This is a genomic window from Micrococcus sp. 63XJN7_8_ISO-PGPR-S23-253, assembly GCF_056173425.1.
Genome location: NZ_CM149673.1, coordinates 1,001,676 through 1,013,350, shown reverse-complemented (window position 1 = coordinate 1,013,350; position 11,675 = coordinate 1,001,676). Strand labels below are relative to the sequence as shown.

Annotated in this window: 11 protein-coding genes; 5 read left to right on the top strand and 6 right to left on the bottom strand. The window is 75.8% G+C overall.

All coding sequences use genetic code 11. The features are described 5' to 3' along the window. Positions 1–4 precede the first annotated feature (4 nt). Positions 5–1,411 (bottom strand): alpha/beta hydrolase family protein, encoded by a 1,407-nt coding sequence (locus AC0VX4_RS04685; protein ID WP_065573131.1) that lies wholly within the window; start codon positions 1,409–1,411, stop codon positions 5–7. An 87-nt stretch (positions 1,412–1,498) separates the two neighbouring features. Here AC0VX4_RS04685 and msrB point away from each other — a divergent pair, with 87 nt between their 5' ends. The 4 genes from msrB (at position 1,499) to AC0VX4_RS04665 (ending at position 6,274) form a co-directional block, all read left to right on the top strand. Further along, a complete protein-coding gene (msrB, locus tag AC0VX4_RS04680; RefSeq protein WP_065573132.1) occupies positions 1,499–2,014 on the top strand; it encodes a peptide-methionine (R)-S-oxide reductase MsrB in 516 nt (171 codons plus the stop codon). A 75-nt stretch (positions 2,015–2,089) separates the two neighbouring features. Further along, a complete protein-coding gene (locus tag AC0VX4_RS04675; protein ID WP_036334927.1) occupies positions 2,090–2,704 on the top strand; it encodes a DUF3000 domain-containing protein in 615 nt (204 codons plus the stop codon). A gap of 71 nt (positions 2,705–2,775) precedes the next feature. Then, a complete protein-coding gene (locus AC0VX4_RS04670) occupies positions 2,776–4,026 on the top strand; it encodes an HRDC domain-containing protein (protein WP_065573133.1) in 1,251 nt (416 codons plus the stop codon). 76 nt (positions 4,027–4,102) lie between these two features. Beyond that, positions 4,103–6,274 (top strand): 3-hydroxyacyl-CoA dehydrogenase NAD-binding domain-containing protein, encoded by a 2,172-nt coding sequence (locus tag AC0VX4_RS04665; RefSeq protein ID WP_475464648.1) that lies wholly within the window; start codon positions 4,103–4,105, stop codon positions 6,272–6,274. 41 nt (positions 6,275–6,315) lie between these two features. On the opposite strand, the gene AC0VX4_RS04660 is transcribed toward AC0VX4_RS04665, so the two are convergent. Continuing rightward, on the bottom strand, positions 6,316–6,972 hold the full coding sequence (locus AC0VX4_RS04660) for a hypothetical protein (protein WP_002857084.1): 657 nt from the start codon (positions 6,970–6,972) through the stop codon (positions 6,316–6,318). Positions 6,973–7,066: 94 nt separating this feature from the next. On the opposite strand from AC0VX4_RS04660, the gene AC0VX4_RS04655 reads away from it, so the two are divergent. Then, the gene (locus AC0VX4_RS04655; RefSeq protein WP_049160898.1) at positions 7,067–7,579 is read left to right on the top strand and encodes a Rieske (2Fe-2S) protein; all 513 of its coding nucleotides are present in this window, start codon (positions 7,067–7,069) and stop codon (positions 7,577–7,579) included. Positions 7,580–7,586: 7 nt separating this feature from the next. Here the strand turns inward: AC0VX4_RS04655 and AC0VX4_RS04650 are convergent, their stop codons facing one another. The 4 genes from AC0VX4_RS04650 to dxs are packed head-to-tail and all read right to left on the bottom strand — an operon-like array spanning position 7,587 to position 11,433. Next, complete coding sequence (locus AC0VX4_RS04650; protein WP_002857087.1) at positions 7,587–7,925, bottom strand: PLD nuclease N-terminal domain-containing protein; 339 nt, start codon at positions 7,923–7,925, stop codon at positions 7,587–7,589. After that, positions 7,925–8,899 carry an aldo/keto reductase gene (locus AC0VX4_RS04645; protein ID WP_098471758.1) on the bottom strand — a complete coding sequence of 325 codons (975 nt, stop codon included), beginning with the start codon at positions 8,897–8,899 and terminating at the stop codon, positions 7,925–7,927. The genes AC0VX4_RS04650 and AC0VX4_RS04645 overlap by 1 nt, the downstream gene beginning before the upstream one ends. Before the next feature lie 3 nt (positions 8,900–8,902). Then, positions 8,903–9,421, bottom strand: coding sequence for a hypothetical protein (locus AC0VX4_RS04640; RefSeq protein ID WP_475464647.1), 519 nt, complete (start codon positions 9,419–9,421; stop codon positions 8,903–8,905). After that, a complete protein-coding gene (dxs, locus tag AC0VX4_RS04635; protein WP_255166029.1) occupies positions 9,418–11,433 on the bottom strand; it encodes a 1-deoxy-D-xylulose-5-phosphate synthase in 2,016 nt (671 codons plus the stop codon). Before dxs ends, AC0VX4_RS04640 begins: the two co-directional genes overlap by 4 nt. Between the last annotated feature and the right edge of the window lie 242 nt (positions 11,434–11,675).

Sequence of the window (11,675 nt, the reverse complement as noted above, 5' to 3'; positions counted from 1 at the left end):
GCGGTCAGCGCCTCCTGTCGCCGGGGCGGGGGGCGCTGAGCACGGCGCGCAGCCAGCCGCGCACGGCGGTGTCCCACTTGCGCGGGTCCACGTTCTGCTCCCGGGTGTGGCGGGCCTGGTGGAAGCGGACGAACCGCACCAGGTCCGGGTTGCGCTCGGCCAGGTCCTGCGAGGGGCCGACGGGCACGTACTCGTCGTCCTCGGAGTGCAGGATCAGCGTGGGCACGCGCACGTGGTCGGCGCGGGTCACCCAGTCCAGGGCCTTGAGGTCCACGGGGGCGGCCAGGCCCGTGATGAACCGGCCGGCCCGGTTGGCCAGCAGCCACTGGCCGAGCAGGCCCACGGCTTCGGGGATCCGGTTGAGCCGGGCCTGGTGGCGCAGCACGTCCACCCAGTCCACGACGGGGCCCGTCAGGACCACGCCGCGCACGCGCGGGGCCAGCGTGGAGCGGTCCACGGTCTGCAGCACCACGGCCCCGCCCATGGACCAGCCGAAGAGGACGACGTCCCGGGCGCCATGGTCCAGGGCGTAGCGGATCGCGGCCTCGACGTCCTCCCACTCGGTGGTGCCGAGCCCGTAGCGGGCGTCGGCCGCGTCCGGGGCGTCGCCGTCGTTGCGGTAGGAGATCAGCAGCGACGTCATGCCCAGGCGGCGGGCGGTCGGGACGGCGCGGATGCCCTCGTTGCGGCGCGCGCCGCGGCCGTGGACCATCACCGCCCACAGCCCCTCCGCGGGACGGGGTTGGCCGTCCTCGCTGGGGCCCGGCGCGATGCGCCATGCGCGGGCGTGGCCGCCGGGCACCGGCACCTGCACGTCCTCGGCGTCGAGCCCGGCGTCGGCGGGGGTCGGGTAGACGAAGCCGGTGAACCGGCCCCGGGTCGCCGTCGTCAGATCTCCGGAGAAGACCTCCTCGACCCCGCGCTGCACCGTGCCGTCCCGGGGGTCGAAGGAGGTGATCTCCCCGATCCGGGCGCACCCGGCGCCGTCGTCGAACGTGAGGGAGTACTGGCCGGGCACGGTGGTGTACTCGTCGGCCCGCAGGATCACGTCCTGCCCGGCGGGCGTGTCGACGACGGCGAGGATCGGCGTGGACTCGGCGTGCCGGCGCACGGGGGTCACCACGGTCCGCGCGAACACGCCCGCGAGCGCCGAGCTCGCCCCGGCCAGCACGAAGGCGGAGGCCGCGGCGACGCTGAGCACGGGCGGGGCCCAGCGGGCTGCGGGGGAGGCCACGGCCACGCCGCCGCGCACCGACCCGGTGACCCCGCGGCGGACCAGGCGGCCCGCTCGGCGGACGCGGGAGTCGCGGCCCCCGCCCCGCCGGGATGCCATGACGACGGCGGCGGCCAGCGCGGGCGGCAGGTCGGCGGGGTGGGGACGGGAACGGGGTCGGCGGGGTGGTGCGGCCATGCGCGCCATTGTCCTCCACGGGCGGGCGCGCCCGCCAATGCGGCGCGGGCCGGGAACACGACGGCGCTGCGGACCGTTGCACCGGGCATGACCGAGACTCACCACACCCTCCATGACGGTCCCACCCCCGACCCCGCGCGGGACGCCCCGGCTCCCGAGCAGACCCTGGCCGCCCCGGGCGGCGCCCGCCTGACGGACGAGGAGTGGGCCCGACGGCTCACGCCCGAGGAGTTCCAGGTGCTGCGCCGGGCCGGCACGGAACGGCCCTTCACGGGCGAGTACTGGGACTCGCACGTGGAGGGCGTGTACGCGTGCAGGGCGTGCGGGTCCGAGCTGTTCCGCTCGGATGAGAAGTTCGACGCGCACTGCGGCTGGCCCTCGTTCTTCGCGCCGCTCGCGGAGGACCGGGTGGAGTACCTGAAGGACACCACCCTGGGCATGGAGCGGATCGAGGTGCGGTGCGCGGCGTGCGGCTCCCACATGGGTCACGTCTTCGCGGGCGAGGGCTATGACACCCCCACGGACCTGCGCTACTGCATCAACTCGGTCTCGCTGCGCCTGGCCCCCGCCGACGACGCGGCGGCCCCGGACGGGGCGCGCTGAGCCGGTGCGGGAGCGCCGTGGCGTCCACGGCGCGCCCCCGTGGCCCGGTGGGCCCCGCGGCCTAGGCTGACGGGCATGAGCGTGATCGGGCCCCGTCGCCTCGCCGCCGCCCCCGGGGCGGTCGAGGCGCCCGTGCCGCCGGGGGTGTTCCGGCGTGCCCTGGCGGACCTGCGCGATGCGCGGCCGCGGACCGAGGTGCGGCTGCGGGAGATCCCGGCGCCCGAGGGGCAGGCGCCCTTCGCCGTCGCCCTCGCCGCCGACGTGTGCGGCGGGCCGGGTGCGACCGGCGGCGTGCTGGCCACGGGGCGGTTCGTCCTCCTGCACGACCCGGCCCCGGACGCCCGGTGGCCGGGCGGGTTCCGGGCGGTGACCTGGATCCGTGCGAGCCTGGAACCGGACGTCGCGCTGGACCAGCTGGCCGGCGCCGTCGCGTGGACGTGGCTCGTGGAGGCGCTCGAGCGCCGCCACGCCGAGCACTCCCACGCCGGCGGCACCGCGACGCGCAGCATCGCGGAGGGCTTCGGGACGCTCAGTGCGGCCCCGGACACCACCGACATCGAGCTGCGCGCCTCGTGGACCCCGGCCCCGCGGGACCTCGGCTCGCATCTGGAGGCGTGGTCGGACATGATCTGCGCGTTCGCCGGCCTGCCGCCGGAGCACGCCGCGGACGTCTCCACCGCCGGCCCCTGACCGCACGCCCGCGCCTCCGGCGCACCGGGCCCCGGCCCGTCCCCGCCCCGACCTCCCCGAACAGGAGCAGCATGACCGACGCCCCCGAGACGGCCGTCCCGGACGCGCCCCCGCGGCTGATCGCCACACCGGCCGGTGGAGTCCCCCGGCTCACCGACACCCGCGCGGGCCTGGAGGCCTGCGCCGCGGCGCTGGCCGCGGGGACCGGGCCCGTCGCCGTCGACGCGGAGCGCGCCTCCGGGATCCGGTACGGCCAGCGGGCCATGCTCGTCCAGCTCAAGCGCGAGGGCGCCGGCATCTGGCTCGTCGACCCCGAGGCCCTCGACGGGCTGGCCCCGCTGCAGGAGGCCCTCGCGGGCGTCGAGTGGATCCTGCACGCGGCCAGCCAGGACCTGCCCTGCCTGGCCGAGCAGGGGCTGCGCCCCGATCGGCTGTTCGACACCGAGCTCGCGGCCCGGGTGGCAGGCCTGCCGCGCGTCGGCCTGGCCGCGGTCCTGGAGGAGCTGCTGGGGGTCACCCTCGCCAAGGAGCACTCGGCCGCCGACTGGTCGGTGCGTCCGCTGCCCGAGGCGATGCTCGCCTACGCGGCGCTCGACGTCGAGCTGCTCGTCCCGCTGCGTGAGGCCCTGATCGCGCGCCTCGAGGCCGACGGCAAGCTCGCGTGGGCCGAGCAGGAGTTCGAGCACGTGCGCACGGCCGCGCCGCCCGCGCCGAAGAAGGACCCCTGGCGCGGCACCTCGGGCTCCCAGACGCTGCGCCGCCCCGTGCAGCGCGCGGTCCTCAAGCGCCTGTGGGAGGCCCGCGAGGACCTCGCCCGCCACCGCGACGTCGCCCCCGGCCGGCTCATCCCGGACCGGTCGATCGTCGCCGCCGCGGCCGCCCTGCCGCGCACCGTCCCCGCCCTGCGCCAGACCTCCGGCTTCCACGGCCGCGCCGCGAGCCGCGAGGCCCCGCGCTGGATCGCCGCGATCCGGGCCGGCGTCGAGGACGCCGAGCGGGGCGACGCCCCCGCGGCGCAGATCCGCACCGGGGACGGCCCGCCCCCACCCCGGGCCTGGAAGGACCGGGACCCGGTGGCGGACCGCCGCCTGCGCACGGCCAAGGCCCGCGTCGCCCGACGGGCCGAACAGCTGGGGATGCCCACCGAGAACCTCCTCACCCCGGACGCGCTCCGGCGGATCTGCTGGACCCCGCCCGCCCCGATCACCCCCGAGACCGTGGACGCGTTCCTGACGGAGCGGGGCGCGCGTCCGTGGCAGGTGGAGAACGTCGGCGCGATCGTCACGGTCGCGCTGCTGGACCCCGATCCCGCCGACGCCTGAGCCCCCGTCGCGGCCCGCCGGATCGGCCCGTCGCGCCGCGTCGACGCGGAGGCTACCCGCCGGTAGTGTGAGCCGCATGACATCCGTTTCTCTTGCTTCCTTCGACCACCTGCCCGCCCTGGCCCCGGATGAGGTCGTCACCGCCGTCACCGTGACCGACCACGCCCTGCCCGAGGGCGCAGGCACGCTCGCGCTGCTCACGCTGGACAACGGACAGGGACCCCGCCGGCCCGCGACCCTGGGCCCGGCCACGCTCCTCGGCCTCGGCCGGGTCCTCGACGAGCAGGCCGCCCGGGCCGCGGCGGGCGAGATCCAGGCCCTGGCCGTGACCGGTGTGGAGGGGACCTTCGCGGCCGGGGCGGACCTGTCCCTGATCGCGGGCATCACCGGCGACGTCGGCCGCGACCTGGCCCTGCTCGGCCACGCCGTCTACGACCGGCTCGCGGCCCTCGAGATCCCCACGGTCGCGCTCGTGAACGGCCTCGCCCTCGGCGGCGGCCTCGAGCTGGCCCTGGCCGCCGGACACCGCGTGGTGGCCGCCGACGCGAAGGGCTTCGGCCTGCCCGAGGTCCGGCTGGGCCTGATCCCCGGCTGGTCCGGCGTGTGGCGCGTGCCCCACCTGATCGGCCCGGAGGCCGCCGTCGACGTCGTGCTGAAGAACCCCCTCGACGACAACCGCATGCTCGACGCCCGCACCGCGCACGGGCTCGGCCTGATGGACCGGATCGTCGAGGGGGACCTCCTCGACGCGGGCCTGGAGCTCGCCGCCGCCCTGGTCACCGGGGATGAGTCCGTGGCGGCCGAACTGGCCGCCCACCGCGACCGCGACGTGTCCGACGCCGCCTGGGACCGCGCCCTGGCGGCGCTGGAGCGGCTGCAGGCCGCCCGTCCCGGTCGCCACCTGCCGGCACGCCGTCACCTGGAGGACCTGTTCACCGGGGCCCGCACGCGCACCCGCGCCGAGTCCGCCCAGGCCGAGGCGGACGCCCTCGGGACGCTGCTGCACTCCCCCGAGTTCCGCCGCACCGTGTACGCGTTCCTCGGCCTCGTCCAGGGCCGCGCCAAGCGCCCCGCCGGCGACCCGGGCCGCGAGCTCGCCCGCGAGGTCCGGAAGGTCGGCATCGTCGGTGCGGGCCTGATGGCCGGCCAGCTCGCCCTCGTCTTCGCCCGGCACCTGCGGGTGCCCGTCGTGATGACGGACGTCGACGCCGAGCGTGTCGAGCGCGGCCTGGCGGGCGTGCGCGCGCAGGTCGAGAAGATGGTCTCCCGTGGACGGCTCTCCGCCGAGGACGGCCAGGCCCTGGCCGGGTTGATCACCGCCGACACGGACAAGGCCGTGTACGCGGACGCCGACGTCGTCATCGAGGCCGTCTTCGAGGAGCTCGAGGTGAAGCGCACCGTCTTCCGCGAGCTCGAGGGCATCGTGCGTGAGGACGCCATCCTGATGACCAACACCTCGAGCCTGTCCGTGGCCGCCATGGCCGAGGTCCTCGAGCGTCCCGAGCGCCTCGTGGGCTTCCACTTCTTCAACCCGGTGGCGGTCATGCCGCTCGTGGAGATCGTGCGGACCGAGGCGACGACGGACGAGGTCGTGGCCACCGCGTTCGAGCTGACCCGCCGGCTGCGCAAGACCGGCGTCCTCGTCCACGACGCGACCGCGTTCGTGGTCAACCGTGTCCTGCTGCGCATGATGGGCGAGGTGCAGAACTCCTTCGACGAGGGCACCGACGCGCACGAGGCCGACCACGCGCTGGACCCGCTGGCCCTGCCGATGACGCCGTTCACCCTGCTGGCCATGGTCGGCCTCCCCGTGGCCCAGCACGTGTCCGAGTCCCTCTCCGCGTCCTTCGGCGCGGAGCGCTTCCCGGTCTCGGCGAACCTGCAGCGCCTGATCGACGCCGGCAAGACCGCGATCTGGGCCAAGGACGTCCGCCCGGACCGGCGCGACGAGGAGGCCGCCGGCGCGACCGGCGAGCAGATCCCGGAGGCGACCGCAGCCCTGCTGGAGCAGGGCTCGACCCCGCAGGCCCCCGAGGAGCTGCTGCGTCGGGTCGAGGACGCGCTGGCCGAGGAGATCGGCCTGCTCCTGGACGAGGGCGTCGTCGCGGCCCCCGAGGACGTGGACCTGTGCATGATCCTCGGTGCCGGCTGGCCTCTTCACCTGGGCGGCATCACGCCGTACCTGGACGACTGCGGGGCCGCCGAGCGGGTGAACGGGCGGCGCTTCCACCCGGCCGCGCAGGCCTGACCGGCCCGGGCCGGGCCGTCCGCGACGGCCCGGCCCACGGCTCAGGCGATCGGCAGCCCGGCGAACGTCGCCACGTGCGCGTCGAGCCCGGCGGTCGCCGCGGCCCGGTCGGCCACGGGGGTCGAGGCGGTGCCCCCGCCCCAGTCGGAGGCGACCACGGCGCCCTCGCGCACGAGGTGCGCCCCCAGCTCCACGCCGTCCGCGACGACGGCCACCCGCACGTCCGACCCGCCCGCGTCCGCCGGGCGCAGCTCGGCGCGGGGCACGCGCAGCCCGCCCTGCAGGGGCGAGGCCTCCTCGAGCCGGTCCACGGCGAGCGGGCCCTCGGCGGCCACCCGGGCGAGGAGGAGGTACTCCGCGTACGAGGGCAGCACCGCGGCGTCGATGCCGGCCCGCTCGCGGTCGATGCGCACCCGCTGGGCGCCGGCGGAGTCCTCGTGGGTCGTCCAGGCCCAGCCGTCGCCGTCGGGCGTGAAGCCGACCTGCGTCTGGGCGAGGTAGCGCTCGGGCAGTCCACCGCGGGCGGCGCGCTGGGCGGGCGTGGGGGCGAAGCCCATGCGGGTGGTCAGCACGCCGTCCTCCAGCACCCGGTGCAGGAAGCCGACGTGCACGTCGTCGAGGGTCACGGCCTCCCACCGCTCGAAGGGGGTGAGGTCGAAGCGGGCGGCGCCGGTGGGGCGCGGGGCGGGGTCGGTCACGGCGGTGCTCCTGGGGCTCGGGGGTCCGTCCCCCCGATCCTCGCACCCGTCGGGCCCGGTCGCATCCGCCCTCGCCACGGGCGATAATGGGTCGATGACCACGCAGGACTCCCCCCTCACCCCGAACTCCTCCCGGCCCGGCTGCTGCGGCGGCCACGCCCGCCCGGACACCTCCCGCCGCACCGTCCTGGGCCGCGGCGCCGCCGTCGCCGCCGCGGGTGCCGGCGCACTCGCGCTGGCCGGCTGCACAGACCGGCTGCGCGAGGAGGACACCGCGCAGGACCACTACACCGGCTCCGACGCCGTCGACGCGCTGCCCGCCGCCGAGCTGCCCGTGGGCGCGTCGCGCGAGGTCCAGGTGCAGGGCCGGACCCTGATGATGCATCGCGTGGACGAGACCACGGTGACCGCCTTCACCAACGTGTGCACGCACCAGGGCTGCCTGCTCCAGGTCGTGGACCGGCAGGAGGGCCCGGCCTACGCGTGCCCCTGCCACGGCTCGCACTTCGACGTCACCTCGGGGAAGCCGTTCGGCGGCCCGGCCCGCAAGGCCCTCATGGACTACGACGCGGCCGTCGTCGACGACCGCATCGTCGTCAAGCTCTGAGCCCGGCTCAGTCCTCCGGCGCGCCGTAGCGCCGCCGCGGGGGCACCACGACGGCGACGCGGTCGTTGGGGTCCCATCCCGGCTGCTCGCGCCGCCGGGCCGGGTAGTAGCGGTGCCGCCACCAGAACCAGATGAGCGCCCCCAGCACCGGCAGCAGCAGCATGACGCCCACCCACGGCAGGCGCGCCCGCGCGTCCAGGGGGCTGCGGCCCAGCGAGACGAAGCCGGCCACCCACAGCGCGCCGGCCACGACGGACACGGTCCATCCCAGGGCGGCCTCCCCCGGCGTCGGCACGAGCGGGTTGGCGGCCGCCGCGGCGGCCGCGCCGCTCAGGGCGGCGACCATCAGAAGAGCGCGACCTTCTCCGGGCCCGGGAACAGGGCGTCCAGCTCGGCCAGGTCCTCCGCGGTGGCGAGCCAGTCGGCCGCCGCCGCGTTCTCCACGACCTGCGCGGCATGGGTGGCGCCGGCGATCACGGACGACACCGGTCCCTGCGCCGCCAGCCACCCGATCGCGGCCTGGACCTCGGTGATCCCCCGCTCTCGGGCGAACCGGCCGAACGCGGCCAGCTGCTCCAGGTCGGCGTCGGCCACCATGTGCTGGCGCACGTGGGACAGGCGAGAGCCCTCGGGGGCGTCGCCCTGCGAATACTTGCCCGTGAGCAGCCCGTTGGCCAGCGGGAAGTACGGCAGGACGCCGAGCCCGAACTCCGCCGCCGCCGGGACCACCTCGAGCTCGGCCCGGCGGTCGAGCAGGTTGTAGTGGTTCTGCGCGGACACGAAGCGCTCCACGCCCAGCTCGCGGGCCACGTACTCGGCCTGGGCGATCTGCCACCCGGCCCGGTTCGAGTGGCCCACGTAGCGGACCTTGCCGGCGCGCACGAGGTCGTCGAGCGCACGGAGGGTCTCCTCGATGGGCGTGGCCGGGTCCGGGGTGTGGAACTGGTAGAGGTCGATCCAGTCGGTGCCGAGACGGCGCAGGGAGTCCTCGACGGCGCGCACGATGTACCGGCGCGAGCCCCGCGCGCCGCCGTCGTCGCCGGCGAGACCGCCCATGTCCATGCCGAACTTGGTGCCGATCACCACCTCGTCGCGACGGGCGCCCAGGGCGCGGCCGAGCCGCTCCTCGGACAGGCCGGGCTCGGCGCCGTAGATGTCGGCGACGTCGAAGAAGGTGATGCCGGCGTCGAGCGCGGCGTGGACGACGGCGTCGGTGCCGGCCTGCTCCAGCGTGGCGGTGCCGGGGCGGCCGAGGTTGTTGCAGCCCAGGCCGATGACGGAGACGGTCAGCCCGGAGCGGCCGAGACGGGTGTGGCGCACGGGTCAGCCCTCCTGCTCTGCGGTGCGGACGTCGACCTTGTTCGACTGCACGCCGTCGGCGCGCTTGGCGGCCGCCGGGATCTCGGCGGCGGCCTTGCGCGCGTGGGGGGTGCGGACGCGCAGCACGAGGGCACCGGCCTCGTCGACGACGTCCTCGACCTCGCCGAGACCGCGCCAGGCCAGCTGGTGGGTCACCTCGACGCGCAGCCGCTCGACGGTGCGCCGCTCGATCGCCGTGGCCTCCCGGCCGCGGAGCCGGTAGGCCACCGGCAGCACGGCGAAGGTCGCGGGGTCCGCCTCGGCGAAGCCCTCCTCCGCGCCCTGCGCCACGAACGCGGCCAGCAGCTGATCGCCCTCGGCCCGGTCGGCCAGGGGCTGCTCCCCGACGGTGCCGGGCTGGCCGACCCGACCGTGGTGGACCACGAACTCCCCGGCCTCCGCGTCGGCCCATGCCTCGCGGTATTCGAAGAGCCGGGCGCCGTCGTCGCCGACGGTCTCACGGTACAGCCGGACGATGCTCATGCCTGCTCCTGGTGGTGGGGGGCGGCCGCGTCCTCGGGGACGGGCCGGGCGTACGGGACCTTGGCGCCCAGGACCTGGGCGACGGTGTCCTGGGTGATGCGCTGCGCGGTGAGGCCCACGCGGGCCAGCACCTGCTCGCGGCTGCCGTGGGCGAGGAACTCGACGGGCAGACCGACCTCGTTCAGGGCGGTGTCCACGCCGGCCGCGCGCATCTCCTGGCGGATCCGCGAGCCGACGCCGCCGGCCCGCACCCCGTCCTCGAGGCACACGACGATCCGGTGGCGGGCGGCCGTGTCGATCACGGATCGGGCCACGGGCAGGACCCACCGCGGGTCGATCACCGTGGCGCTGATGCCGTGCCGCTCGAGCCGTTCGGCGACGTCGAGGCCGAGCTCGGCCATCGCGCCCACCGCCACGATCAGCACGTCCCGCTCGGCGCCGTCGCGTCCGCCGGCCTCGCCGCGCCGGGCGAGCACGTCCGTGCCGTCCGACAGCCGCTCCAGGGCGCGCACCGGCTCGCCGACCGAGCCCTTCGCGAACCGCACCACGGTGGGCGCGTCCTCGACGGCGACGGCCTCGCGCAGCTCCTCCCGGAGCGTGTCCGCGTCACGGGGCGCGGAGATCCGCAGCCCCGGCACCGACTGCAGCAGGGCCAGGTCCCACATGCCGTGGTGGCTCGGGCCGTCCGGCCCGGTGACGCCCGCGCGGTCCAGCACGAACGTCACGCCCGCACGGTGCAGGCCCACGTCCATGAGCACCTGGTCGTAGGCGCGGTTGAGGAAGGTCGCGTAGACGGCCACCACGGGGTGCAGCCCGCCGAAGGCCATGCCGGCGGCCGAGGTGACCGCGTGCTGCTCGGCGATGCCGACGTCGAACACCCGGTCCGGATGGGCCAGCGCCATCGGGGCCAGGCCCACGGGATTCTGCATGGCGGCGGTGATGGCCACGACGTCCGGCCGCTCGTCCGCGATCGCGACCATCTCCTCGCCGAACACGGAGGTCCACGACTGGGCCGTCGACGAGGTGATGGGCTCGCCCGTGGAGGGGTCGATCACGCCGATCGCGTGGAACTGGTCCGCCTCGTGCGCGACCGCCGGCGGATAGCCGTGCCCCTTCTCGGTCATCGCGTGGACGATCACGGGCCCGCCGTACGCCCGCGCGTCCTCGAGGGCCTCCTCCATGGCCGTGAGGTCGTGACCGTCCACCGGGCCGATGTACTTCATGCCCAGGTCCTCGAACAGGCCCTGCGGCGCCCAGAGGTCCTTGAGGCCCTTCTTCGCCGCGTGCAGCGGCCGGTACACCAGCTCGCCCGCGAGGCCGGCCTCCTGGAGGCGGTGCTTGAGGTAGTCGAGGGTCTGCTCGTAGCGGTGGTGGGTGCGCACCTTGTCCAGCACCCCGCGGCGCAGTCCGCCCAGGTGCTCGGCGACGCCGCCCACCGTGGGCGCGTACGAGCGGCCGTTGTCGTTGACCACGATCACCACGCGCCGATCCCGGCCGGCGGCGATGTTGTTGACCGCCTCCCAGGCCATGCCCCCCGTGAGCGCGCCGTCGCCGATGACGGCCACCACGGTGCGGTCCCCCTGCCCGGTCTGCGCCCAGGCCCGCGCGATGCCGTCCGCCCAGGAGAGCGAGCTGGAGGCGTGCGAGGACTCCACCACGTCGTGCTCGGACTCGGTGCGGTCCCCGTAGCCGGACAGGCCCCCCTCCTGGCGGAGCGTCGTGAAGTCCTGGCGTCCGGTGAGCAGCTTGTGCACGTACGATTGGTGGCCCGTGTCGAAGATGACCGCGTCCTTCGGCGACTCGAACACGCGGTGCACGGCCAGCGTCAGCTCGACGACGCCCAGGTTCGGTCCGAGGTGGCCGCCCGTCTTGGAGACGTGGGCGATCAGGTAGGCGCGGATCTCCGCCGCCAGCGCGGTCAACTGGTCCTCCGTGAGGGCCGACAGGTCCGCCGGGCGGGCGATCTGCGGCAGCAGCGGGGCGCCGGGGCTCGTGGGGGGCAGATGTTCCATGGTCCGACCAGCGTACTCCGCGGGCCCGCACCCGGGCGGGACGCAGCCGATCCCGTCACGACGGCGAGCGAGGTGAACCCGTCCGTTCGGGCCGCGATTCCATCTGCCACCAGAGCCGCCGAGCCGTTGTCCTCCATCGCAGCATCAGTGCCACCACCCCGGGTCGATTGGATCATGGCCGGGCGAGTCCACGCCCGCCGATCGGCATGCGATCGATACCCCAGGGGGGTATAATGTCGACT